A 23,868-nucleotide genomic window follows, 5' to 3' on the forward strand; every position below is an offset into this window, starting at 1 on the left:
CCATAGACTGCGTTTTCTTGCACAGTCATTATCGGTACTATGTTCCTCTCCGACTCCCTCCCATCAGAAATACGATTTCGCCAAGCTTATACGCTTTCTTTTTTACCTTTCGGTGATGGGTAGGGTCTCTCCAGTTCCGAACCACACTTTTCATACATACCGTTTCCTATATACCGAGGGATTCCTCCGTGCTGCTTTCCAGTTTCTTCGCACGTTCCATGGCTTTCACCCATACGCCCAGGGTTCAGCTTCCCTTTGCTCTCTTTTCAGAGACCTTTCTAACGATACGGCAGAATTCACTTTATGTTACGGTCTGCATAATTGCTCGCCCCTCTTACCGAGGTTACTTTATCCACTCGCTTAGTACCCTGCATTACTGCAACGCACCGAGTTTAGCTACACGGCTCACTGGCGATTACCGTGACCGGACTTACACCGGCTAGTGTGGTCCAGCTTCGCTGGACACACAGCGTAGACGAAAAGAAACGGCGGCTCTGAAAACCAAAGCCGCCGCTTCTTAGGCGCGTGAAAATGTGTCTGCTTTACGACGGCTTTTTTTCTTTTGCCGTCGTCCGGCAGATCATTAGATATATTGCATTTATTTAGTCTTGCGGTTCAATCCTTTCAAAATTAACAATGACAAAATCACACAAACCATCAGAATTACAACGCCGATTAAAACCTGAAACATATTTGCATTATAATAACCAGAGATATTGAAAACGGTTGTCATGGGATATACCGTCTTTAACTGCTGGGACATACTCGCAAATAATCCAGCAAACGAATAAATTTCTGCAAATACCAGAGCCAGCCAATACCCCTTTTTCATCCGCGCTACCAGAGCGATAATAGGCGAAATTGCAAAGAATACGCCTACCCCATCCAGAAAATATATTTTCAGATTTTCTAACACAAGGCCAACGGAAAGTGCTTCTAAATGCAAAACTGCCTCGACAAGAAAGGTAATTGCAAAAAGTAAAAGGTAAATCAGAACGCTGAACACAAAGGCAAGTATCATTTTGGCAAGTGTCAGTTTCACTTCATCTACGGGAATGAGCCGCAGAGATTTTAAGGTATCCTCCTGTTCCTCCCGGCAAATCATATAACTTCCCAATAGGGCAATTACAGCAGGCAGAACATAAAAGGTAGCAAGGGATTGGGCCGCTGTCATAAACCATCCAGCCCCGTCAATATATCGGCGGTCATAGAATGTAAACTGTCCCTGTGCAAAGACGATCAACCCTACCATGACTGTTGCAAACCCAGCAATCCAGAGTATTTTGGAACGGTGGAGTTTCTGGCTCTCCGCCCAAAGCAAATCTTTCATCATTTTTTGCACCTCACTTTCTCCGAACCAATGCCACATTCGCCAATACAGCCGAAGCAGCAGCCCATACACCAATACACAGAAATGCGGCTGGAATATTTAATGGCTGATCGAATACAACACCCGGAATATCATACATAACAATAGCGGTCATACTGGACAGCGGATGTAGGTACATATTCACCATCAAGAGGATAAAGCCGAGGAATGTATAAATCAGCGTCAGGCAAACAGGGAGAATATAGCCCTTTTGCGCTGCGGCAACCGCCAGTACTGGTAACACCGCAAAGGCGGTCAACAGAGAAATTTCCATACACTTCCGCAAAAGATAAAGGACACTTTCACTGTCAAAGGGAATATAACCGGATAGTACGCCGGTCAGAATGGACGCCGTTGCGGTGACTAGCATAAAGCAAATGGAATACACCAGCACCACAGCAAACTTGCTGAAAAAGTATGCCATTTTATTGACCGGTACAATCCAAAGCTGTTTGAGCATATCATACTGGTTTTCGTTATACATCAGCATGGTACACAACATCCCCAGCACTACCGGTAGGATGATCCACGGGGTATAGCTGAACGCTGTCCATTTGTAAAACATAATGGGGTCCACACCGGTTCCTTTGACACTTGAAAAGTAAAATACGGCAGCCAGTGGCATAAAGAGCGCCGCCAGCAGCATGAGCCAGATAAACTTTCTCCGGCGCAGTTTTAGAAATTCAACTTGTATCAGTTTAAGCAATTCCCTCTCCCCCTGTGATCTGTTTGAAATAATCCTCAAGGGTATCATTGCAGATTTGGGAGCTGATAACAGCTACATCCTGCACCACAAGGGCCTTGTTGATTGCCGCCATATCCAGTGCGGTGTCATAAAGCCGCAGGTTGTGTTCGTCCTGCACTGCATAATCGGTCACATGGAATTGCCTTTCCAAAATTAAAGAGGCTTTTGGAATATCCGACACTTGAAGCTGGATGTATTTCCGATTTTTCTTTTCTAATTCATCCATGCTGCTTTCTTCCAGCAGAACCCCGTGGTCGATAATGCCTATATCATCTGCCAACAGTGAAATTTCGGAAAGTATATGGCTGGAAATTAGGATGGTTTTGCCACGCTCCACACTTAAATTCTTAATAAAGTTCCTCACTTCGGCTATACCGATAGGGTCAAGTCCATTGGTCGGCTCGTCCAAAATCAAAAGCTCCGGGTCATGCAGAATAGCGTTGGCAATACCGAGACGTTGCTTCATGCCGAGGGAATACTTACTGAACAGCTTTTTGTCCTTGTAGGGCAATCCCACAACTTCCAGCGCGTTCTTGACGGCATTGGGCTGGGGTGTCCCTCGCAACTTCGCAAAAATTTCAAGGTTTTCTGTGCCGGTCAGATTCGGATAAAAACCGGGAGTTTCGATGATGGCCCCAATACGGGGATAAATGCGTTTCTCATGGCCTTTGATGTTCTGTCCGAACACATCCACTTCGCCGGAAGTGATTGGTGTAAGGCCCAAAATCATTTTCATAATTGTGGTTTTACCGGCTCCGTTGCGTCCTAAAAGTCCATAAATCCGACCCGGTTTCACATGAAGATTCACAGAATTAACGGCAGTTTGTTCCCCGTAAATCTTTGTCAGCTTTTTGGTTTCAATCACAAGATCACTCATAAAAATACCTCGCTTTCTCATTTTGTTTCGTTCTTCCAGATAACATAGTTGTAAAGGCTGCCATCCGGGAAATAGTTGATGAATACTTTGAAATTGCCTTTGTCACAAGGAATGACAAATTCAACACGGATTTGGTCAGAGTGTTCCGGCACATAGCAGGACACATCCGGGGAAGTGTTCTTCGGCAGCCCGCCCAGCTTATCGACTTCTTCTTCCCATGTTTCCTGTATCGTTTCCGCAGAAATATTGTCCTGTACGCCCTGCGGCAACGCATTGAAGAAAGTTTCAAAATCTCCATCCATCATTTGGTTAAAGTATTCGGTTGCTTCTTCCGTAATGGCCTGTTGGTCGGGAGCCTCGCCGGAAGATGGAGCGGCCTGCTGGCAGGCACAAAGAGAAAAAACAAGCAGAATACCGAGTAATAAACAACTCAATCGTTTCATAGGTCTTTCCTTTCAGTAAGATTGCTTTTTTAGAGCCACTACGGATGCGGCGGCAAATGTAGCACCGATCAAGAGCAGCGAACCGACACAAACAAGCGGCGAAGTATTGAATAAAACGCCTTGCATCAGGCTTTCTACCATAGCTGCGGCCGCTTCGGAAATATGGGGATAAATCCCCATCACGCTTGCCAGCGGGTGTATTCCCGTAAGATAAGCCGGGGCAATGACTACGGGAATCAGATAAAGCAGCGTTGCGCCAATGGGCAAGATATATCCCTTTGACAGCGCGGAAAGAAACACAATCGGAAGCATAGCTATGGGAATCAGAATACCACCTGCCAGATACAAAAGACCAGCGTCCATCAGTGTTTGGGCGTTCAGATCGGGAAAGCCTCCGGCAATCAGCCCACCGACAACACACAAAAGAAAAGTAATCAGGCACAGTCCTACGGACATCAGAATAACCACAGCGACTTTTGAAAAGTATAGCTGTGCTTTTGTAATAGGGATGATAAGCAGTTGTTTCATCGTGTCATTTTTGTGTTCATCGAAAAACAGTGTCGTTGCAAACATTCCCAGCACAATCGGCAGAAACAGGCTGGACAGATTCTTAAAGGCCAGTGTGTAAAGGTCGCCAAAACTATCCATAAAGGGACTGCTCCTTGAAATGCTGCAAGCCCTCTCAATTGCAAACGCTCCAAGCAGAAGTGTCAGAGCCAAAATACACCAGACAATTTTATTCCGTTTCCATTTCTGGATTTCAGTTGTAATAATCGTCATACGGTTTTCTCCTTTCATGGTTCCAACTATAAAACGCAAACCTTGCCATAACCTTGCCGAGATAAAATTTTTTCAAAAAAAGCTCTGTGGGATCACAGAGCTTTCGGAAGTATGATGATAAAGGTTGTTCCGTTTCCGGGAACACTGGCGGCTGTAATCGTTCCTTTATGAATACTGACTAACTCTTTGGCAATCGAAAGGCCCAGCCCGTTCCCTTTGGCAGAACGGGAGTGATCACATTGATACATCCGTTCAAAGATATGCGGGAGATCAGAGGCGGCAATCCCATTGCCGTTATCAGCAACAACGATTTTTGCCTGCTGCTCCGTTTCAGTCACGGTCAGGAAAACTTTGCTTGCAGCACTGTGCGTCAGGATATTTTGCAGTAAATTATTGAGAATACGAGTGTAGGCGGTAGAGTCAACCCGTGTCATGTATTCTGTTTCGGGTATCTCAATTTCATAGCTAAGATCGTGGTTTTCCAGCAGCGGCACCCAATCAGCCATGATGTCACGGGAAAGCTCATTCAGGTCGCAGACCTCAAAATGAAAAATCTGTTCCCCGGCATCCAGCTTCACCCATTCAAACAGGGCGGTCACAAAATCTTTCAGGTGGTGGGCTTTTTCCATAGCCACCCGAATGTATTCTTCCTGCTCAGCTCCTGTTACCATCTTGCTTTCCACAGCCTCCAAATATCCAACCAGAGAAGCAAGAGGGGTTTTTACATCATGGGAAAGGCTTGTCATAAGCCGTTTATAAGCCTGTTCGGATTGCTTTTGCTGTATAAGCCGAGATTGGCTGCTCATGGCAATCTCGTTAATATCATAACAGATTTGTTTTGTCAGGTCGCTTTCCCGTGTCAATACACGGCGATTCAAATTCCCGGCTTTTATATCGTTTAGGGCATCCCTAATAAGAAAAAGCTGACCACGGACACGGTGAAGTTTTCCCAGAAGATAGCTGATTACCAGCAAGGCAATCAATAAAGACAACAATAGATAAAGGTTAATCTCCATGCTCATGCCTCCTTGTTAAAGCGATACCCTACACCGCGGACAGTCTGGATATAAAAAGGTTGCTCTGGATTTGGCTCGATTTTTTTTCGCAGTTTGCTGATAAATGCCATGAGGTTATTGTCGTCAAAATCATATTCTTCTGTCCACACCTGCATATAAAGTTGCTTTTTAGTAAAGACCCGTCCCTTGTTGGACGCCAGAAATAGAAGCAAGTCAAACTCCTTGCCGGTCAAGTCTACCGGGAGATTCTGAACCGTTACGGTTCGGTTGATTTTATCAATTACCATATCTTTCAGAAGCATGGTGGCGGCTTCGTTTCCAGTCACAGGGTTTAAGGTGGTATAGCGCCGGATTAGAGAATTGACACGAGCCATCAGTTCGCTAATTCCAAACGGCTTTGTCAGATAATCGTCCGCCCCCAGCCGCAGACCAGAAACCTTATCTTCTTCGTCGCTTTTGGCGGTCAGCATCAGCACCGGCACATTGTTTTTCTCTCGGATTTTCTGCAATACTTGAAACCCGTTCATATCTGGCATCATCACATCCAGAATAATTAGTGAACAGGTATCCTTGTTTTTTTCCAGTAGCCTCAGACCCTCTAAGCCGCCATGTGCTACTACCGCAGATAAATTTTCTTGTTCCACACATTTTTTCATCAAGGCACAAAGTTCCTTGTCATCGTCTATAATCAAAACGCTATTCATGTTTCAGCAACCTCCCTTGTTTTGTCCGGCCATCAAGCGGCTTCTCCGCAGTTTTAGGGAGTAGCCAAACACCGGCCATTTTCACAGCGCCGGGGATACGCCCACCGGCGCAATAATAATTTACCCTACGAGGTGTCACGCCCCACTTTTCGGCGGCCTCTTTCAATGTCATATAGTCCATTTCGCACCTCCACAGAGTACATTATAGTTCTCTTTTTCGAACAATGCAAGAAACGGAATATGAATTATAAACTTCAACTAACCTGCATATAGAAACATTCCACGGGCAAAGTATGAATTATACAATGTAACCGGGTGATGTTATATGGCGAAAGTTGAAGATTGTCCCGGTTTTGAAACCTTCGGTGCAGATGTCAAAGCCGCACGAGAGGCAAAGCGCCTGGCACGAAAAACATTGGCAGAAATGGTTGGGATTGAATGGCGGTACCTTGCCAACATTGAGAATCAAGGTGCGATTCCGAGCCTGCCTGTGATGATCCAGTTGATTAAGGTCTGCGGACTTCCCGTGGAACGGTATTTTAACCCGGAGATCATGCGGGAAGAAAGCGCACAGCGGCAACGGGTCAGCCACAAGCTGAAACTCTGCCCTGAAGAATACCTGCCGATTATCGAAGGTGCCATAGACGGGGCGCTCAAAATGGAACAGACTGCGAAGCAGAAGGAGGACGCATAATCGCGGCCTCCTTCTGGCATTTCTATATCAAGTTTCCCGGCACTTTTCCCAAAGTTCCCGGCACCTCTGCTGGATTTCTCCGGTTTCTGTCACAGTCAGCTCGCGGTCATTTCCGGTAATCTTATCTTCCAGAAAGTTGGCGTATGTACCCAACAAAGCGTTCCGTAAATCCTCCGGAGTTTTCTGTATTTCTGCGCTGTACCAGTCATTCCGGTGGGGTTCCCATGCCATCAATGTATAACCGTGGCTGGTCTGAACCACCTCATACAAAGGGTCATCATCCAGATATGCCTGAAACACTTTCAAAACCTTTTCAAAGGTCAGCATTTCCCGCACCTCCCATTCAGCTGCAAATCAGTTCCCTGATTAAAATTTCCTCAATCTGTGCCGTTAATGTGTTCATCAGCCCCACCCAACGCATAGGGTCACAGGCTTTTAGTTCCTCAGTGACACCCGCAGCCTCCATCATGTGAGGTAACATGGTGTCCATACGCTCCTGCGTTGTCCGGTCAATCTCTATCAGGTGCGGATACAGCTTCTCGCTCATCAGCAGTTGGTTGTAGAGAATAGGACGATGTTCCTTCAGGTAGGATTTTCGCATCCTGCCGTACTTGCCGATAGAAGTTTCCGGCTGCACAGAAAGTTTTAGGTTGGGTATATCATAATCTCCACAACGAATGTAAGTCAACTTACTCATATTCATTCTCCTTTGCTCCATGATGATTAGACTGCTGCGTTGGCTGCTATGCTGCCTTTGCGCGGTTCTTCTTTCGGTAGCTGTCCGACAGTAGAAAAAACACCTTTTTTCATATCCTCAGCCCGGATCAAGGCTTTCTTAGCGTCCATTTCCGCTTTTTTCTTCGCCTTGATTTTGTCCTCATACCGTTTTTGTGCGCCGCTGGCTTTCCGCTTCAAATAGTTCTGATGAAGCCTGTCCTTGCGTTCTTCTTTTTTCCGCAGTTCTTCCTGTTCCTCCGGGGTTAAAGGAACCGGTTGCAAGGATGGTGGGATATAGCGTCCTAAAAAATTGAAGTAGATTTCAATTTCCTGCGTGGTGTCCTGACTGCCTTTTCGGACGCGTTCGTGGACAAGGATTTTCTCTACAAACTCGTTGAGCATGGTGTTTGTCAGCGTGTCAAAATTCTCGTACTTATCAATCAGGGCTATAAATTTCTCCGCTGATTTCTGGCTCTGCTCATAGCCGGTAACATCCTTTTCCAGCTCTGCAATTTCAACCTCAAGTGCGTCCTGCTCTTTGGCATACTGTGCATCAAGCGCCCTATATCGTGCATCCGGCAGCTTGCCGAGGGCATTGTCCTCATAGATTTTGCAAATCAGTTTTTCCAGTTCTCCGGCTCTCTTTTGAGCAGCGGCCAGACGCCTGCGCTTTTTCGATATATCGGCACTCTGTTGAGCAACCTGCGTTTCCTGAACGGTGTGAATAAATTCCGTCCGGTCATTTCTGGAATATTCAGCGATAGCCCGGAGCGTGTCAGAAACCAATGTCAGAACAGCACTCTCATTGATACGGTGTTGTGTAGGGCATAGTGTCCCACACGGAACTTTGGTATAATTGGAACAGGTATATTGAGAAATCCGCCTGCCATTGTTGGTGCGGTGGACATACATCTTGCCGCCACAATCTGCACAATAGAGCAAGCCTGTGAGGGGAGCTGCTTCGCCCCAGCCGTTTGGATAACGCCGTACATTGCTGCGGATTTTCTGCACCAGATCAAAGGTCTGCTGGTCGATAATGGCTTCATGGGTATTCTCAAAGATCGTCCACTCGTCCTCAGAAACATAGTGGCTTTTCTTGTCCTTAAAGTGCTTGCGGGTCTTGAAATTGATGGTGTGCCCCAAATACTCTCGTTTTTTCAAAATGTTCACGATGGTAGATGACCCCCATCCATAGGGGTCTTTGACCGGCTTTGAACGGTTCACACCCTCGTTGAAGCAGGCAAGGTGTACGACAGGAATTTCAATCCGGTCTGCGGATAATTTGCAGGCGATCTGATAAGGCCCATATCCCTCCAGCGTGAGGGCGAAGATACGGCGCACCACTTCGGCAGCTTCCTCATCTACCAGCCAATGCTCCCGTTTTTCGTCCCATAAGTAGCCGTAAATCACAGTGCCGGTCAGGTGCTTGCCGCTCATGCCTTTTGACTTAAACACAGAGCGAATTTTCCGGCTGGTATCACGGGCGTAAAATTCATTCATGATGTTGCGGAACGGGGTAAAATCGTCATCGCCTTTCAGACTGTCCACACCGTCGTTGATGGCAATCAGACGAACGCCTCGCTGCCGCAAAACCTCCATGACCTGACCGACCTTTAGATAGTCGCGCCCCAACCGGCTCATGTCCTTGATGACGATTGCCTCTACACGCCCTGCCTCCACTTCCTCCATCATCGCCAAAAATCCGGGGCGGTCAAAACGGGTGCCTGAGATACCATCATCGGTAAAGTGCGTAGGGTTTGGCAGTCCATTCCGGCGGGCAAAATCCTCTAACATTTGCTTTTGGTTGGATATGGAGTTGCTCTCGCCCTGTAACTCATCATCCCGGCTCAGGCGCTCGTACAGTGGGGTAATTTTTTCATTTCTCATGGCTGTACCTCCTGAAATAAAAATGCTCTAAGTGATTGCTTCACTAACCACGACAAAATCATGATTAAGAAGTCACTTAGAGCATATATCACCGGCCGCCTGCTTATAAATGGCATACTGCTTGACCGCAATACTCTCTGGGTCCCGCATTTCCAGTCTTTCAAACAAAATGTCCAATGGTGACTGGTAATCCTCATCATCTTCTTTGACCTGTGCGCTTCCAAGCATTTCCATGATCATCGGGAAGTTCTGTTCTTCCGGTGGAGCTTCATGCAGTAAATACAGCATAAGTGCCTGTAAAAGTGCAGTCTCTGACTTTTCCCAGAACGGGTCCGAGCTTTGTGCACCTTTCGGTGTCGTGTTGCGGATCAGGTTGTTAATTAGTTTCAGCACATCCTTGTCATCCCGGACATACGCAAACGGATTATAACACCAGGAAGTCTCCGGATTGATCAAATCAAAAACCCGGACTTCATATCCATTCCGTTCCAGAACACCTCCTGTTTTGCGCAGAAGTTCCGCTTTCGGATCTGTGATCACCATCGAGCAGTTGCACTGCATGATGTTCGGAATCGCATAGGTCCGGCTCTTTCCTGCCCCGGAACCTCCGACTACCAGCACATTTAAATTTCGTTTATGCTTATATCCATCCAGTCCCATGCGGAAATGCTGTGTCAGAAGCAGATTATTCGTGTACTGCTTTTCGCAGTAACGTCTGCAGATTTCGGACACGTTGCCCCATTTTGCGGAACCATGTTCCACGCCTCTTCTATAATTTCTTTTTTGGGATTCATAAATACCAATGCCTAAGAAATAGGCTGCTGTGAATATCAGAATACATTTGAACGTATACGGTGTATACGTGATAAAAAACGGCTGTTCGAGTTTTTCGCTCAGCGTTTCTAAGATTTGAATAAAATTCTTATCCGGTGTAATGGCACAAGCGGTAATCGCTGCCGCCCACCAGACAAATGGCAGAAAGACAAGATACAGAACCCAGTCCTGCTTTTTTGTACTTATCTCTGCAAGTCAGATTCTCTTTTCTTGCGTGGCTTTTCTTCTGGATGTCCCTGTCCTTCTTTCTTATGAAAGGAATCCACTCCCGGTATCAGTGAGAGACTTCTGCCGTTGTCCCACTTAACACCAAGCTGGCCTGCATCATCCACATACTGCACAGTTCCTTCCAGTCCCTGCGGCATACCCGCTTCTCCATCCATCGAATTCAGACAGATTCTTGTTCCTGCCGGATACTGTTCTCTAAGTCTTGCCACTTTTTCTCTTGAATAAATGACCAATCAACCACTCCTTTCTCTACCAGAACATGTGTCTGCTAGTATTCGGTTTTGCAACCTGAATAATAACTTTATCTATTCCATCACTGTATCTTCCGGCTGCAAGATATTTACTTCTGAGTCTGTTCAGTGCCTTACGGATCTGCCTTTGTTCCCCGGCTGTAATCTGCAGTCGTTTCTGAGCGAGGTCGTATTCACTTACTTTTTTCAGAAGAGCTTTCGTTTCTTCCAAACATTCATCCTGCTCACTCTGCGCCTGTAGCTCATCATTCAGTGCCACCACGAACATATTTTTCATAATGTTATCCATCTTCAAATAGTATTTTGTCATCTGGCTGACCTCCTTTTTTGTTACACCAACCATATCACAAGACCTCCGTAATAGCTACTCCAACCGTCCAACTTTTTCACTTTTATCGTTCCGGCTGGTTCTTTGCTTTTTTCTCTTTTCCAGATGCTTTTTCATCCTTGGTTTCCGGTGTTTTTACAGGGTCTCCGATTGCGAACTCATCGGTTACATACTCCTGTTCCTTTGCACCAAAATTCCGTTCGATATGGTTTCGGATACTATAGGAAGCCTGACGGACATCATTTAAAAAGTCTCTCAGTTCCTGTGGATCTTTCTTTCCACATTCATTTCTCTGTGCAATATACTCCAGATTGAATCCGGTAACATCCACACCATAACGTTTCGCAATCACATAGGCTGCACAATAAGCCTGTGCACTGACTTTCTGTCGGCTGTAGGTTCCGGTATGCTGGTCCAGTGCTGCACACGCCAGTTCTCTGTTCAGTGCATGGAATGTCGTTACTTCACTCATTCCGTTGCGGATATAAATGGTACGGTATCTCGGATTGTACTGGGCCTGCACTTTGTCTGGCAGATCATCCTCAATCTGCACACGTACCGACTGGTCTTTTAAGACAGTTCCTATCAGTTCTGTCAGACTTCGCTGAGGGCGTTCTTCCAATGGCTTTCCAGACATCTGACTGATGTCAAATCCTTTTCCAATCGTATACCCTCTCCGCATTTCTCCGTCTTTTTCGTATTCAGTGGAAATCATATAAGTAATGCCATGTTCCCCGACTTTGACCGAACGGTGTTCTTCTCTCCAGCGTTCATAAGACCTTACCACCTTAAAATCTGGATGCTGTCCGTAAATCAAAAGCAGATTCGGTGTTCTCTGGGTATTACACTCTGCCATAAAGTCCAGAAAGCCTTTCAGTTTTTCTCCATCCTGAAAAACTCCCTGTGCCTGTGAATCTACTTCAGCCCATACCTCTTCTCTTTCCTGCTGTTTTTTGGCTGCATATTCTTCTTTCGTCAATTTCTGTTCAGGAACCTGCTGTTCTTCCGTTCCCCCTGAAATCATATCTGTTAAATCCATATACATTACCTGCCTTTCGTTTTCATATTCTTACGTTTCTTCCGGCTCTCTCTGGCATTTTTCCGTCTGTCCGGCCTCTTACGTTTCTCTTCCTGTTCCTTGCGGATATCTCCGAGTTCTTTCCGCACAGATGGTTTTTCATTCTTTTCTTTCCAGCTAATTTCCCGATCGGAAGAAGTATTTCTGTTGCGCGAGAAAGGTTCGGATGGATTCTTTTCTTCCCCCTCCTGCGCCTGTGTAAAATTTCCTTCCGGGAAAGCCTCATCCCCGATCTGGAACATTTCTTCCGCATCGTCCAGTTCAAATTCTATCTTGCCTTCCGGCAGGACAACGGTCTCTGTCCGTACATTCTCCCTTGATTCTTTTTCCATCTGGTTTTCTGTCTTTTCCGGTGCAGTCTCTTTTTCCACTGCTTCTGTAACCATAGAACCTGATTCTGCTTTTACAAAATCCAGATTCATCCGGTCTAATACCCGGTTCATCTTCGCGGCATCATCTGCAAATACCATGACCTCTGTCTGGTCCGGATTCACCTTATCTTTGATGACTACATATAAGATACCTCTCGCCTTGGCTTCTTTTGCAAATTCTTTTAAACGGTCACCCGGAACGGTAAAAAATTTCATCGGGCGCTGTTCCTTTAACATTCTGGTAAGCCTTGTTTTCCCTCTTGTCTTTTTCTGATCCTTTAATGCGGCCGCAATAAAGATTGCCACGTGCTTTGCCACATTTCCGGTAATCTTCAAAGAGTATTCCATTCCTTCCAGACTGTACCGCACCACCTGATCAGCCGGTTCTGCTCCATAATTCATACTTATCTCACCTCCTGACTCTTCTGCATTCTTTCTTTATCTTCCACACGTTTTTCATTCTGGCTCTGTTCTTCTGCTTTCTGAAGTTTCGCTTCGATTTCCAAGGAATGTTTCTCAATCTGAACGGTCATACGAACTTCCTTACGGAGTCGCTTCAATTCCTCATTGATTTCGGACAATCGTTCTTCCCCAGTCTCCCTGCCCCCATTCCGATACAATCTTCTGCGTTCTTTCATAAGTTCCGCAATCTGCTTTTGCAATGGCTCTCGGTATGCGGCAAGCTGCTCTCTGGTTATGATGTCATGTTTCATTAGAAATTCAATCTGTTCAATCCTGCGGTCCAGTTTCCGGATATCCTCTCTGACAGCGTATGGACTCCTTTTCGGTCTTTTTGGCAGTACCCCCATTTGATATAAATAGGAATAATACAGTGCCTGAATCCCGGTCAGTTTCTTTTTGGGATGAATCTGTACTGCCTTTTGATAGACTCGTTTCACCTTGGGCTGTAGTATCTGCCCACGTATTTCCTCTTCGGAATAGTTTTTTCCAAGAGAACGCAGACGGATATACCGTTCCATTCCCGGAGCTTTTAAAGAGATGTATTTCCGGTTCAGTTTCCATGTATATCCCCGCTTTTCCATCTCTTTTAGGAATTGTGACCAGGAGTAGCTTTCCTGTACCGATTCCCTGATATCCAAACGGATCGCCGTTCTCCATGTCGGCTTTCCTTCCTGTTCTGCTTTCCACTGTACATAAGGGATTGATTTTTTCTGATTGGATTCAATGATAGACAGACCATATTTTCTGCACAGGTCATCGGAAATCTTGCGGATCTCCGTATAATAACTCTTGGCATTACTATGGTACTTATGTCCATCCACCATGCTTACAGAATTCCAGACAATATGATTATGATAGTGTCTGGTATTAAGATGTGTCGTTATGACTACTTCAAATTGTCCTTTTAAGAGCCGGTCTGCCAGTTCCTGCCCGATGAGATGTGCCAGTTCCGGTGTCACTTCACCTTCTGCAAAACTCTGTACCAGATGATATCCTTCTACACCGCCCATCTTATGGAATCTCCTTTTCGTTGCCACCATATCTTCATACGCATTTTCATTGGTACATCCGATGGTATCTTCAAAAACCGCCTGTTCTGTCTTGGTCCGATTCATTGCATAATCGATGGCAGCCTCCAGAGAGTCCGCTTTCTGTGTGGTTTTTTCTTTATCTTTTACATATTCGATAGAACGGTCCAGGCGGTGGACGGGGATAACACTTGTATAAGCCATCCGGCATTACCACTCTTCCTTTACCAGATGCCATGTTTCTTTGGTAAGACGCAGCATTTCCTGAATGCTCTGCTCACTTGCCATTCCAGAAGCATTGGCAACATGGGCAAGCTGATTGGCATTGTTGCATAAGCCTGCAATTTTTCGGAGCAATTCGGGGTGATGCTCGCAGGGTTTGGCATGTACCTGCGCTCCCAAAATCAACGAACGCATAAACTCTTCCCTGCTCAGACCGCTTCTTTCGACCTGCTCATTCAGTTCCCTGACTTCCCTTGCGTTAAGCCGTACAGGGATCACATGGTTTCGTTTTCGCATTGCATCACCGTCCCTTCTTTTTTCTCTTCCTCTTTCATCATACCGCCAAGTTCCTCATCGGATTTTTTCGCCGTAACCATACAACAGGTTACTACCACTCCTATAAATCCTCCGCTCATCAATGCGATTACAATCATTACTCCGTTTCTTAACATGACTTGATCCTTCCTTTCCATTTCCGTCTGTGTCCGAGGGATTGGGGTTCTCCCCAAAGTGCGTTTGGATATCCAAACGCTATGCTTGCAAAACGAGTACCACCAGTTTCTGTAGTACCGGATTAACTCGATTCCGATTTATTTTGATTCTTTTATCTGTACCAGTCCATCAAGTGTCGTACAAATGATATGGAGTCTGTCTGCCATACTGATTTCGGTATTCATTGTTCCTGTCACTTCTTTCCCACATACGACTACCATCCGGCATCTCCGCAAAAGGATATGGGACATTCTTCCATATCCCTGCATATCTTCTGCATCGGATTCTTCCAAAAATGGTGAGAATACAAATCTCGGACAGATTGGTACATACCCAAGTTCATAGATTTTTCTGCAATATTTCTGCACTTTTACCCGACTTTCTTCTGCTGAACAGCACACATAAGCCAGCGCCTGTTCCATACGCTCCATCTCCTTCCTGCATCCAGTTGGATGCCAAGTATTTTCTCTATAAAAAACAAGATGTCCAATTGGACATCCCGGCTACTTTTCATCCTCTTTCTGCTCTGCTTCTAATGCAATTCTCACTCTGTCACTTCCCAGTTTGTAGTAGGCATCTGTTACCTCAATTCCTACTGCACGATAGCCTGTCATAACCGCTGCAAGGACAGTCGTTCCTGCTCCGGCAAACGGGTCCAGGATCAGACCTCCCGGTTCGCAAATCTGGATGACATCTTTCATAAGCTGCAACGGCTTCTCTGTCACATGAATCCGGTTCTGCGGATTTCCATATCGGAAGACTCCCGGCAGACAAGATACCGGACGGTTGATTGGCATCGGTCCATTACTGCCCCACACAATGTATTCAGCCTGCTGGCGGAAACGGCCTTTCTGTGGACGGGAGTTTCCCTTATCCCACACCGCTGTTCCTCGCCAAATCCATCCTGCCCACTGCAATGCATCGGTAATTGATGGATACTGACGCCAGTCAATGAACAGACAGATCGGAGCTCCTTTCTTGCAGGCTTTCCGCACATCGTAAAGCCACTCAGCCATCCAGTGTGTCCATGATCTCTGATCTTTATTGTCCCCATCAAAATCCGGAAGTGCATTTGCAGCACTCATACTGCTGTATTTCTGGTTTGTAGTACGATTTCTTTCATTCTGCTTTGTTCCACCGGACGCATACGGTGGATCGGTAATGACTGCATCAAAGATTCCCGGCTGGAATGCTTTGACCAGTTTTAATGTATCTCCATGTAATATTTTCCAGTTTTCCCCTTCAGCATATTCCTCTGGGTATGTTCCCTCTTTCATAAGTTCTTCCAAACTCAGGCCATTTGTCATAGGCATCATCCTTTCTTTTCTCAGCGTTCCGGCTGATTTTTCTTCTTTGTTTGTCTTTTCTGGTAGGACTGTGGCGGTTTCAGTTTCTCAGGAACAGAAAAAGCACTCCACTTTCCATTTTCATATAAGAACATATCTTTTGTGTGGTTATTAAATATATCCCAAGGGAAAATATCCCCTTTGATATAGATATTTCCTCTTACTTCTCCATACACATGGCTTTCTCCACCGATAACAGGTGCATTTACTCCTACCGTATCAATAAATGCTTTTCCACTGATTACCGCATTTTCCTTTATCTCACCGCCACAGATATAACAGTCTCTCTTCGCAACTGCTCTGTCATAAAAAGTAGTATCTCCGGTAACAACAGCATAACCTCTGACCAGACTGCCATCATAAAGTGCAGCCTCTTCCTTTACCTCACCGTTTTCACAACAGATTGCATCATCATAAATCCAGCAAGTCCCTTCCTGTGACAGATTGTTTTCATTCTCTATAAAACCGCCCAGTGTTCCTTTTGGTACTTTCTCATTCACATCTGACACCGCCTGTATTCGATGGAGCCATGGATATTTCGGATGTTCAATCTCTGTAATCTTATACTTACTCACGTTCTCTCCTTTCACCGTTCCGGCTGCTGTTTCTTCTTTGCCTTCCTATTTTCTTTTGGTGGTGGACTCAACTCAGTTTCCACATATTCGCTGATAATCAAAAGTGCTTTGTAATAGTCCCCACTTTCCAATACCCTTTTACACATTTCTTTTGCTTCTGCTGTCTGTTTATTCTTTTTCAAAAGAGTTGAGGCATCGCCCATAATGGAAAAAATATTCCCATCATGTCCAAGGAACTGTAACTTGGGACGTTGTTTCTCAGGCTTTGTCGGAATCTGCTCTGTTTTCTTTTCATACATTTTCGGCTGTTCCATATCTGGATGCCAAAAATGCACATTCAGCGTTCCACCATCCACCTTTATATCCCTCTGCTCAAATCCTTCACCCCAACCGTCACTGTACTGTCCTGTAATGTATTCGGTGAATTCCTGTAGCTCTTCCTGACTTAAAAATTCATTTAATTCCAGTTTGGTACAGCCGTACAGGATTCCGTCTTTGTTTTCTATCGTAACAACTGCACTTTGTATCTTTCCCTGAATGGACTCACTTCCATCAAAATACTGCATGAGATCATCTTCCCCATAACGTTCCAGTTCTTCTCGGATGACTTCTTCATAATCGGCAAGTTCTGTTCCATCTAACGGCATTCCATATTCATCACTCTCCGACCAATCTTCTTCCCATTCGGATTCTTCTGAATAAAGATTTCCAGTCAGCTCCGTCAACAGATGTACGTGCATCGTTCCTTTTTCTTCCATTCTCTATCACCTTCTTTCCAATGGTCTGTCCCTGCATTTATTTGCCTGCTTTTTTTCTTTCGCAAGGTCTGCATAATCTTCCCCTTCTTTTTCCGGCAGATTGCAGATAATCTGATACGTTCCCTCGTAATGTTTTTTCATCTGTTCTTTCGCCCATCTCCCGGCAAAGTCATTATCGGTGCATATTTCAATTTCTTTGATTTCCGGATGGTTCTTCAGAAACTCTTCCAGTGCGTCCGGCGGCTTTTTAAAACGTTCACTCTGTATCAGTGCGTTTTCTTTCGGAGCAGCGATTCCCCCAAGGGAAAGACGATATTTATCCCTCTTTCCTTCTTCCAGTGTCATGTGTGCCAATGCATCAATACACGCTTCATATACGGCAACTCGCTTTGTTTCTCTTTCAGGTGGAATGCAAAAGCTGTACTTTTTTTCACTCCCGGTCTGCTCCATCTTGAATCCCTTCCCGTTTTTTTCATAGATTCCTCGCAGGAATGCATATCTTGCTTTTCTGGATTCATCTTTCCCAACAAAAACTGCGTTATGGTACGGGACACTTTCATAAAGGATTTCATGTGAAATACAATATGTGATCACTTCATCGCTGATTCCTCTGTGGTTTAAATAAGCCCTGATTCGTCTGCAATTACAATATCTCTCCGGCAGTTTAAATAGTGGTTTTTCCTTTTCGGCAGACTGTGTCGGAATAAAAGACGGACTCTCTTCGCACAGCAGTTTTACAGCATCTGTAAATTTCATTCCATCCACTTCAATCAGGAACCGCAGTGCAGACACTCCCCCGATATCTCTGGATTTCCAATGCCATTTACTCGACAATTCATTGATTTTAAAACTGTCATGGTCCGTCAACTGCCATTCATTTCTGGTTCTTGTCTTTTGCAGTCTCTGTGCCTGATGTGTTCGCAAATACTCATACGCAGTCATATTTTTTGCTGCCTGAATCTCTTCTTCTGTTACCCAAGGCATTACAGAATCGTATCCTGAAGAGCCAGTACCTTATCTGTCCGCTCCCAAGGAAACTCCTTTCTTCCAAAATGACCAAAAACTGCCGTCTGCCGGAAAATCGGACGATTCAATCGAAGGGATTCCATGATCTGAACGGGTGTCACTCCAAACACCAGTGGGATTGCTGCCGCCAGACAATCATCTGCACACACTTTTCCTGTACCAAAGGTATCTACCTCAATCATAACCGGTTCTGCTACTCCGATTGCATAAGCCAGAGACACCTGACACTTGCTTGCAAACTCAGCAGCTACTATATTTTTGGCGATATACCTTGCCATATAAGCCGCCGAACGGTCTACTTTCGAACAGTCCTTTCCCGAAAATGCACCGCCGCCATGCGGAATCATACTGCCATAAGTATCCACCATCAGCTTTCTCCCCGTCAGTCCGGTATCTGCATCAAACCCTCCACACACAAATTTTCCTGACGGATTAATCAGAATCTTCGTATCCTCATCCGGCGGCAGTAATCTGAGTGCTGAGCGAAGCACTTTCTCTCTAATCTCGGCATCTAACTTCTTCAGGCTCTTTTCTGCACCATGCTGGCAGGAAACAACAACACTTTCCAGTCTCACTGGTTTTCCATCTTCATATTCTACGGTTACCTGTGCTTTTCCATCAGAAAAGATATCTTTGATATATCCGCTTCTTCTGCAAGCCGAAAGTTCACGTGTGATCCGGTGTGCCAGAACAGTCGGCATTGGCATAAGCTGCGGAGTCTCATCGCACGCATATCCGACCATAACACCCTGATCTCCAGCTCCCCTGCTTCTGTCTCTTATCTTTGCACCAATATTATCCCGAAATTCTTTCGACACACTCACTGCTTTCGCAATATCTGGACTCTGCTGGTGTACAAACGTATCCATTTCTATCCCATCTGTACAATACCCACACTCTTCTAAAACTTTTCGGATCACATCAAACACTGGTGGTTCATATCCGCTGGTGATTTCTCCTGCTACAAACACATTTCCTCTTGTAGCAAGGACTTCACACGCCACTCTCGAAGATGGATCGTAACGCAGACATTCATCTAAGATTGCATCTGCTATCTGATCGCATACTTTGTCTGGGTGTCCTTCTGTTACTGATTCTGCTGTATAAAAACGTCTCATCATTCTTCTCCTTATATACAGACAGGGCAGAAGCTGCTTTATGCACATCTCCTGCCCTGTCAGATTGGTTTATCCTGTAATTTTTATTTTATTTTTCTTCTGTTTCTTTTTTGTTGTCTGTCATTTTTGACTTCTTTCTGCGGTATACAGTCACTCCTGTAGCTGTTCCAGCAGATGCCAGTGCAAGCAGAACAAACGCCCATATTTTCTGGTTATCACCTGTTTTTGGTGCATTTGTTTTTTCTGTTGTTTTCTCCGGTGTTCTGGCATCTTTCATTTCTACTTTCTGGACTTCCATTGTATCTTTCAATGTAAATGTGACATCTTCCGCAATCTCGTAACCATCCGGTGCTGTGATCTCACGCAGAGTAAGTTCTTCATTGACTGGGAGTTTTTCAACGGAATGTGGTTTTCCATCTGTAATCCACTCTTCCAGAACAGTTCCGTCTTTGCGGATAATCTGAAGCTTTGCCCCTTCCAGTTCTTTTCCGGTTGTAAGGTCTGTTTTTGAAATTTCCACTTTGGAATATTCATCTTTCATCTCAACCTTTGTCACACTGCCATCTTCTTTGACTTCAAACATCACATCGCTGGCAGACACATAGCCATCTTCATAAGGAGCCAGTTCCTCATGTAAGGTATAACTTCCTTCCGGCAGTCCGTAAATGACATGTTCTTCCTTACTGCTTACCCATTCTTCCACAACATTTCCGTCTTTATCAATGACCTGCAGTTTGGCTCCTTCCAGCTCATTTCCGGTAGTTGCATCTGTTTTTGTAATGCGTGTTTCTGTCGGCTGATTCTCAACTTCTTTGTTCAGTTCAATCTTTGCAAGATTCTGATTTTCGTAAGTTGCATCTACATTCCATACTTCCTCATTTGGAAGATATCCAGCTTTTCTGACTTCCTCTTTGACATAGTATTTTCCATGTGGAAGATCACTGTCGAAAGTAAGTGTTCCCTTTGCATCCGTTGCTTTCTTTTCCAGCAAGGTATCTTTCTCTACGAGAACCTCTCCCTGATTAGAAAGAATATCTTCTGCAGCATACAGTCCAAAAATAACACCTTCCAGCTTTTCGCCTGTGACAGAATCTTTCTTTTCTACTGATACGAAAACTTTCTGTCTTTCATTTTTATAGGTAACGCCTTCATAAACAACTGCCTGTGTATCATCCTCTGCTGTCAGGGTAAATTCTTTCTGTTCTGTATTTAGGACAAAATTCTCTCCTGCTACAACTTCTTTCAGATAATACGTTCCCAGTGGCAGATTGTTGATAACTGCTGTTCCATTTTCATCTGTAGTCAGTTTGGCTACCAGATCATCTTTCTCATAACGAACAACTGGATTTCCTTCTTCGTCCTTTGCTCCGTCCGGTGAATAGATGGTATCTTTGGCATATACTTCGAATTCAGCACCTTCTACTCCGGTTTCTTCATATTTAAAGCCTTTATAAATACCTGTTTCTTCTTTACCAGATACGGTATTTCTTACTTTAGAAACCAGTGCTTTTACTTTTGCCAGAACAGAATCTCCGGTTACTTCGGTAAGCTGTTCTCCCTTTTTCGTCAGGAGCAGGCTTCCTACCTGTTCGTCATTTTTCTGTTCTACTTCTACAATCGCAGCTCCTGTATCCGGATCAATCTGATGTGCAGTGTTTGAGGATACTGTAATTACAATACCATTCTGTGGATTTTCTTTATATGTTCCTTTTGTAGTCTGCTCTAATGGTGAAATAATCGTTGTTCCATCATACAGGGACTCTTCGCTTCCCTGTCTTACAAATCCTTCCGGTGCTTTTACTTCTTCGATTCGATAGGTAGCGCACTTCAGTTCCTGCGGTGTGATCAGATATCCTTCCTCATTTGTTTTGAATACACTGATCTTTTCTTTCTTCGGATACTGAACAACCTGTTCCACATATTTCTTATTTGTCACATCGTAAATCTTATAAGAGGCTCCGGCCTTTAAAACCGTATTTCCAGTCTGTGCATCCTTCTTTACGATTTTCAACAAAAATTCAAACGGACGGTCATCAAATACTCTCCACTGCATTGGTTCTCTGCTGTCATTTTCCACATTTACAACAAATGGATCAATGGTTTTCAGATTCTCCGGGGTAGTGCTTTCCACTACAACATAACTTCCATACGGCAGTTCCGGGCTGACTGCATATCCTTTGGTATCAGTGATCAGTTCCGGTACTGGTACGGCGGTTCCATTCTCATAAGTAACTGCAACCTGCTCTTTGCTGAAGTCATAATTCTTGAAATCACTTGCTGTATAGCTTTCTCCATTGGACGGTTTCAGTTTCCCATTTTTCACCTGTGTCAGGTCGCTGATCAGATATACCTTAAATCTTGCTCCTGCAACCAGGTCCGTTTCTGTCTGCTCTCCATCTTCACTGATTTTGATTAACTGGAATGCCTGTTTCTTTACCTGCTCTTTTACCGTAAGGTCTCTTGTCACTTCGGCAACATCCTGACCTTCATAAGTTACTGATACCTCATATTTGGTAGTATCCAGTGTATATCCTTCCGGTGGAGTGATTTCTTTTAGATACATTTCTCCAAGGTATAATTCTGAAAATTCCAGTGTTCCGTCATCTCCGATGACTCCCTGTGCAATCAGGCTGTCCTGTTTATACAGAACTCCTGTTGTGCCATCCTGATGCACGATGTCCTCTTTGGCATAAAGACCATACACCGCACCACGAAGAGCACTGTCCCCCTGCGCTTTAAATGCAAGTGTTTCTTTATCGATCTTTGCGATTTTTACTTTTCCGGTGACTCTCTCATCTGTTGCTGTTACATTCAATGTCTTTCCGGCTGCAACATCTACTTTATATACTTCTGTATTCAGTTTATATCCTGTCGGAGCAGTGATCTCTTTTACATACACAGTTTTCAGTGCAGAATCAAAATAATCGCTGACTGCTTTTCCATCTCTTCCGGTTGCTGACATTGTCATCAGCAGGTTTTCACACTTCTTATCAGTATAAATACCATAAACTGCTCCTGACAGTAGATTCTGTGTATTGACATCTTTCTTCATAAGTTCAATGCGTGTCATATTCAGCCACTGTACACTAAAACTTACCGGAGCTGCTGTTTCACTTTCAAATACACCGATATCCTGCTTGGAATTTCCGGTTGTCAGCACCAGTGTTCTCCATGTCTTTCCGACAGAACCATATAAGTTGCCGGAAGCATAACTGCCTGTCAGTAATAAATCCGCAGACAGATAGAATGTATCTCCACCATAAATCTGGATTTTTCCATTTGTAACACTTGTTCCTTTGGAAAGATTATGTGCTGTCACATTTTCCGGTACACTCAATGTCACATAGTTTCTGTGATCTCCAGACAGTGTGATATTTGGTGTTTTCTGGATGTTTCCATCCCGTACTGCATTCAGCTTTGTGCTTGAAAGGCTCAGTTCACCTTTTGGCGGTTCTTCCTGTCCAAACAGATAATTGATATATGCGATAACCCCTGCATTTACAAGGTCATTATAATTACACCCTGTAAATCCGGCTTCTCCTGCATAAGCGTAGCTGGCTGCAATGTGTGTATACACATACTTTTCATCTTCCGTTTTTCCAGACAGATAACTTCCTGTCAGATCTCCTGCCCCGCCATAACCATAATAAAGGACTTTCTGTAGATTTTTATTGCTGTCCAGTACCTGTGCTACATAACTTCCACTCGGTGGGGATGCTTTCTGGGACTGAAGGCAGTATGCAATTTTCCCATTGACTGTAAACAGGCAAGTAAGATAATTTCCAATATAACTTGGATAATAAATAGTTCTCCCCTTTGTCAATGTAACTGTGGAACCGCTGCTTGTAGCTCTTTCAGCCGCAGACAATACCATCACATTTCCCTCTTCGATGTCCTCTTTCAGTTCTTTGACTGCCTGTGCAGATGCATCTTCTTCGGATGTTTCAATTTCTACATCTGTGTAGTTCTGCACAGGCGAATCCGAATCATCTTCAGATTCTGTATCTGACTTCTGTTTCTCTCCACCATTTTCTTCAGAATGTGCCTGACCTTCTGTATCCGTCAGAGTCACTTTCCGGGTGATGGTATAGCTGTCACTCTTATCTTTTGGAACGACCATATAAGTGGCAATATATGTTCCTGCTTTGTCAGAATGATACTCTCCACCATTCTCATCTTTGATACTTACAAGCGTAACATCTTCTTTTTCTGCATCATAATGGATTCCTTCCATACAGGTTTCCACCGCAAATGTTTCATCCGAAACCGCTTTTGTGATATCATCTGCTGTAACCGATGTATCTTTCTGGCTTGTTACCGCCTGTACTTCCGTCTGCTGTTCCGAGCCTGTCTGTTCGACCGCAAACGCATTTACACTGCTCAAGGTACTGATGCCCATCAGGACAGCCAGTCCAAAAGCAGCTATTCTGGTCTTTAATTTTCTAACCTTCATGTGCTTTTCCTTCCTAATTATAAATAGATTTTTTTAATTAAATACCGCAGAAGATGTTTCCTCTGC

Annotated in this window: 27 protein-coding genes; 1 reads left to right on the plus strand and 26 read right to left on the minus strand. The window is 44.6% G+C overall.

Annotation, left to right across the window (positions count from 1 at the left end; all coding sequences use genetic code 11):
- Positions 1–598: 598 nt before the first annotated feature.
- From NCY30_RS07235 to NCY30_RS07270, 8 genes are all read right to left on the minus strand, one after another.
- Positions 599–1,333, minus strand: a complete 735-nt coding sequence (locus NCY30_RS07235; RefSeq protein WP_270741845.1) for an ABC transporter permease — start codon at positions 1,331–1,333, stop codon at positions 599–601.
- 10 nt (positions 1,334–1,343) lie between these two features.
- Positions 1,344–2,075, minus strand: coding sequence for an ABC transporter permease (locus NCY30_RS07240; RefSeq protein WP_055221125.1), 732 nt, complete (start codon positions 2,073–2,075; stop codon positions 1,344–1,346).
- The gene (locus tag NCY30_RS07245) at positions 2,068–2,991 is read right to left on the minus strand and encodes an ABC transporter ATP-binding protein (protein WP_117527436.1); all 924 of its coding nucleotides are present in this window, start codon (positions 2,989–2,991) and stop codon (positions 2,068–2,070) included. The genes NCY30_RS07240 and NCY30_RS07245 overlap by 8 nt, the downstream gene beginning before the upstream one ends.
- A 17-nt stretch (positions 2,992–3,008) precedes the next feature.
- Complete coding sequence (locus tag NCY30_RS07250) at positions 3,009–3,434, minus strand: DUF3887 domain-containing protein (protein ID WP_117522863.1); 426 nt, start codon at positions 3,432–3,434, stop codon at positions 3,009–3,011.
- A gap of 12 nt (positions 3,435–3,446) precedes the next feature.
- Complete coding sequence (locus tag NCY30_RS07255; RefSeq protein WP_117962462.1) at positions 3,447–4,214, minus strand: ABC transporter permease; 768 nt, start codon at positions 4,212–4,214, stop codon at positions 3,447–3,449.
- A 92-nt stretch (positions 4,215–4,306) separates the two neighbouring features.
- A complete protein-coding gene (locus tag NCY30_RS07260; protein WP_117522865.1) occupies positions 4,307–5,230 on the minus strand; it encodes a sensor histidine kinase in 924 nt (307 codons plus the stop codon).
- Positions 5,231–5,232: 2 nt separating this feature from the next.
- Complete coding sequence (locus NCY30_RS07265) at positions 5,233–5,934, minus strand: response regulator transcription factor (protein WP_117522866.1); 702 nt, start codon at positions 5,932–5,934, stop codon at positions 5,233–5,235.
- Complete coding sequence (locus NCY30_RS07270) at positions 5,927–6,115, minus strand: helix-turn-helix domain-containing protein (protein WP_015536536.1); 189 nt, start codon at positions 6,113–6,115, stop codon at positions 5,927–5,929. Before NCY30_RS07270 ends, NCY30_RS07265 begins: the two co-directional genes overlap by 8 nt.
- A 144-nt stretch (positions 6,116–6,259) precedes the next feature.
- On the opposite strand from NCY30_RS07270, the gene NCY30_RS07275 reads away from it, so the two are divergent.
- Positions 6,260–6,628, plus strand: a complete 369-nt coding sequence (locus NCY30_RS07275) for a helix-turn-helix transcriptional regulator (protein WP_055214719.1) — start codon at positions 6,260–6,262, stop codon at positions 6,626–6,628.
- A 27-nt stretch (positions 6,629–6,655) separates the two neighbouring features.
- Here the strand turns inward: NCY30_RS07275 and NCY30_RS07280 are convergent, their stop codons facing one another.
- The 18 genes from NCY30_RS07280 to NCY30_RS07365 form a co-directional block, all read right to left on the minus strand.
- A complete protein-coding gene (locus tag NCY30_RS07280) occupies positions 6,656–6,955 on the minus strand; it encodes a hypothetical protein (RefSeq protein ID WP_007860257.1) in 300 nt (99 codons plus the stop codon).
- A 16-nt stretch (positions 6,956–6,971) separates the two neighbouring features.
- A complete protein-coding gene (locus NCY30_RS07285) occupies positions 6,972–7,325 on the minus strand; it encodes a TnpV protein (protein WP_117522867.1) in 354 nt (117 codons plus the stop codon).
- 26 nt (positions 7,326–7,351) lie between these two features.
- Positions 7,352–9,232: a DUF4368 domain-containing protein gene (locus tag NCY30_RS07290; protein ID WP_250818595.1), complete on the minus strand. Its 1,881-nt coding sequence runs from the start codon at positions 9,230–9,232 to the stop codon at positions 7,352–7,354.
- A 72-nt stretch (positions 9,233–9,304) separates the two neighbouring features.
- On the minus strand, positions 9,305–9,994 hold the full coding sequence (locus NCY30_RS07295; RefSeq protein ID WP_330580466.1) for a type IV secretory system conjugative DNA transfer family protein: 690 nt from the start codon (positions 9,992–9,994) through the stop codon (positions 9,305–9,307).
- Positions 9,995–10,248: 254 nt separating this feature from the next.
- Positions 10,249–10,527 (minus strand): DUF4314 domain-containing protein, encoded by a 279-nt coding sequence (locus NCY30_RS07300; RefSeq protein WP_024852684.1) that lies wholly within the window; start codon positions 10,525–10,527, stop codon positions 10,249–10,251.
- Positions 10,528–10,543: 16 nt separating this feature from the next.
- Positions 10,544–10,888, minus strand: coding sequence for a hypothetical protein (locus NCY30_RS07305; protein WP_007884627.1), 345 nt, complete (start codon positions 10,886–10,888; stop codon positions 10,544–10,546).
- Positions 10,889–10,937: 49 nt separating this feature from the next.
- Positions 10,938–11,912, minus strand: a complete 975-nt coding sequence (locus NCY30_RS07310; protein WP_044927355.1) for an ArdC family protein — start codon at positions 11,910–11,912, stop codon at positions 10,938–10,940.
- A gap of 5 nt (positions 11,913–11,917) precedes the next feature.
- Positions 11,918–12,724 (minus strand): PcfB family protein, encoded by an 807-nt coding sequence (locus NCY30_RS07315; protein ID WP_178687340.1) that lies wholly within the window; start codon positions 12,722–12,724, stop codon positions 11,918–11,920.
- Positions 12,725–12,726: 2 nt separating this feature from the next.
- Positions 12,727–14,016 carry a relaxase/mobilization nuclease domain-containing protein gene (locus NCY30_RS07320; protein ID WP_055281700.1) on the minus strand — a complete coding sequence of 430 codons (1,290 nt, stop codon included), beginning with the start codon at positions 14,014–14,016 and terminating at the stop codon, positions 12,727–12,729.
- A gap of 6 nt (positions 14,017–14,022) precedes the next feature.
- A complete protein-coding gene (locus NCY30_RS07325) occupies positions 14,023–14,331 on the minus strand; it encodes a plasmid mobilization protein (RefSeq protein ID WP_015513332.1) in 309 nt (102 codons plus the stop codon).
- Positions 14,310–14,486, minus strand: a complete 177-nt coding sequence (locus NCY30_RS07330) for a DUF3789 domain-containing protein (protein ID WP_117550168.1) — start codon at positions 14,484–14,486, stop codon at positions 14,310–14,312. Before NCY30_RS07330 ends, NCY30_RS07325 begins: the two co-directional genes overlap by 22 nt.
- Positions 14,487–14,624: 138 nt before the next feature.
- A complete protein-coding gene (locus NCY30_RS07335; protein WP_015513330.1) occupies positions 14,625–14,948 on the minus strand; it encodes a DUF7768 domain-containing protein in 324 nt (107 codons plus the stop codon).
- A gap of 81 nt (positions 14,949–15,029) precedes the next feature.
- Entirely contained in the window at positions 15,030–15,833 is an 804-nt protein-coding gene (locus NCY30_RS07340; RefSeq protein WP_227280485.1) for a DNA-methyltransferase, read from the minus strand.
- 20 nt (positions 15,834–15,853) lie between these two features.
- Complete coding sequence (locus NCY30_RS07345) at positions 15,854–16,447, minus strand: hypothetical protein (RefSeq protein ID WP_110102472.1); 594 nt, start codon at positions 16,445–16,447, stop codon at positions 15,854–15,856.
- Between the two features lie 11 nt (positions 16,448–16,458).
- Complete coding sequence (locus NCY30_RS07350) at positions 16,459–17,205, minus strand: hypothetical protein (protein WP_110102382.1); 747 nt, start codon at positions 17,203–17,205, stop codon at positions 16,459–16,461.
- Between the two features lie 6 nt (positions 17,206–17,211).
- Positions 17,212–18,189 carry a DUF3991 and TOPRIM domain-containing protein gene (locus NCY30_RS07355; RefSeq protein WP_110102380.1) on the minus strand — a complete coding sequence of 326 codons (978 nt, stop codon included), beginning with the start codon at positions 18,187–18,189 and terminating at the stop codon, positions 17,212–17,214.
- Positions 18,189–19,349, minus strand: coding sequence for a methionine adenosyltransferase (metK, locus tag NCY30_RS07360; protein WP_164979694.1), 1,161 nt, complete (start codon positions 19,347–19,349; stop codon positions 18,189–18,191). Before metK ends, NCY30_RS07355 begins: the two co-directional genes overlap by 1 nt.
- A gap of 88 nt (positions 19,350–19,437) precedes the next feature.
- On the minus strand, positions 19,438–23,802 hold the full coding sequence (locus NCY30_RS07365; RefSeq protein ID WP_250818596.1) for a SpaA isopeptide-forming pilin-related protein: 4,365 nt from the start codon (positions 23,800–23,802) through the stop codon (positions 19,438–19,440).
- Between the last annotated feature and the right edge of the window lie 66 nt (positions 23,803–23,868).

The organism is Dorea sp. MB18-49, from assembly GCF_023669465.1.
Classification (GTDB): domain Bacteria; phylum Bacillota; class Clostridia; order Lachnospirales; family Lachnospiraceae; genus Dorea_A; species Dorea_A longicatena.

What these genes read in the sequence shown, in the direction of transcription:
- NCY30_RS07235 (WP_270741845.1), bottom strand. Translation starts at nt 1,333, where the DNA reads ATGATGAAAGATTTGCTTTGGGCGGAGAGCCAGAAACTCCACCGTTCC.
- NCY30_RS07245 (WP_117527436.1), bottom strand. Translation starts at nt 2,991, where the DNA reads ATGAGTGATCTTGTGATTGAAACCAAAAAGCTGACAAAGATTTACGGG.
- NCY30_RS07250 (WP_117522863.1), bottom strand. Translation starts at nt 3,434, where the DNA reads ATGAAACGATTGAGTTGTTTATTACTCGGTATTCTGCTTGTTTTTTCT.
- NCY30_RS07255 (WP_117962462.1), bottom strand. Translation starts at nt 4,214, where the DNA reads ATGACGATTATTACAACTGAAATCCAGAAATGGAAACGGAATAAAATT.
- NCY30_RS07260 (WP_117522865.1), bottom strand. Translation starts at nt 5,230, where the DNA reads ATGGAGATTAACCTTTATCTATTGTTGTCTTTATTGATTGCCTTGCTG.
- NCY30_RS07265 (WP_117522866.1), bottom strand. Translation starts at nt 5,934, where the DNA reads ATGAATAGCGTTTTGATTATAGACGATGACAAGGAACTTTGTGCCTTG.
- NCY30_RS07270 (WP_015536536.1), bottom strand. Translation starts at nt 6,115, where the DNA reads ATGGACTATATGACATTGAAAGAGGCCGCCGAAAAGTGGGGCGTGACA.
- NCY30_RS07275 (WP_055214719.1), top strand. Translation starts at nt 6,260, where the DNA reads ATGGCGAAAGTTGAAGATTGTCCCGGTTTTGAAACCTTCGGTGCAGAT.
- NCY30_RS07280 (WP_007860257.1), bottom strand. Translation starts at nt 6,955, where the DNA reads ATGCTGACCTTTGAAAAGGTTTTGAAAGTGTTTCAGGCATATCTGGAT.
- NCY30_RS07285 (WP_117522867.1), bottom strand. Translation starts at nt 7,325, where the DNA reads ATGAGTAAGTTGACTTACATTCGTTGTGGAGATTATGATATACCCAAC.
- NCY30_RS07290 (WP_250818595.1), bottom strand. Translation starts at nt 9,232, where the DNA reads ATGAGAAATGAAAAAATTACCCCACTGTACGAGCGCCTGAGCCGGGAT.
- NCY30_RS07305 (WP_007884627.1), bottom strand. Translation starts at nt 10,888, where the DNA reads ATGGTTGGTGTAACAAAAAAGGAGGTCAGCCAGATGACAAAATACTAT.
- NCY30_RS07310 (WP_044927355.1), bottom strand. Translation starts at nt 11,912, where the DNA reads ATGGATTTAACAGATATGATTTCAGGGGGAACGGAAGAACAGCAGGTT.
- NCY30_RS07315 (WP_178687340.1), bottom strand. Translation starts at nt 12,724, where the DNA reads ATGAATTATGGAGCAGAACCGGCTGATCAGGTGGTGCGGTACAGTCTG.
- NCY30_RS07320 (WP_055281700.1), bottom strand. Translation starts at nt 14,016, where the DNA reads ATGGCTTATACAAGTGTTATCCCCGTCCACCGCCTGGACCGTTCTATC.
- NCY30_RS07325 (WP_015513332.1), bottom strand. Translation starts at nt 14,331, where the DNA reads ATGCGAAAACGAAACCATGTGATCCCTGTACGGCTTAACGCAAGGGAA.
- NCY30_RS07330 (WP_117550168.1), bottom strand. Translation starts at nt 14,486, where the DNA reads ATGTTAAGAAACGGAGTAATGATTGTAATCGCATTGATGAGCGGAGGA.
- NCY30_RS07335 (WP_015513330.1), bottom strand. Translation starts at nt 14,948, where the DNA reads ATGGAACAGGCGCTGGCTTATGTGTGCTGTTCAGCAGAAGAAAGTCGG.
- NCY30_RS07340 (WP_227280485.1), bottom strand. Translation starts at nt 15,833, where the DNA reads ATGACAAATGGCCTGAGTTTGGAAGAACTTATGAAAGAGGGAACATAC.
- NCY30_RS07350 (WP_110102382.1), bottom strand. Translation starts at nt 17,205, where the DNA reads ATGGAAGAAAAAGGAACGATGCACGTACATCTGTTGACGGAGCTGACT.
- NCY30_RS07355 (WP_110102380.1), bottom strand. Translation starts at nt 18,189, where the DNA reads ATGCCTTGGGTAACAGAAGAAGAGATTCAGGCAGCAAAAAATATGACT.
- metK (WP_164979694.1), bottom strand. Translation starts at nt 19,349, where the DNA reads ATGAGACGTTTTTATACAGCAGAATCAGTAACAGAAGGACACCCAGAC.
- NCY30_RS07365 (WP_250818596.1), bottom strand. Translation starts at nt 23,802, where the DNA reads ATGAAGGTTAGAAAATTAAAGACCAGAATAGCTGCTTTTGGACTGGCT.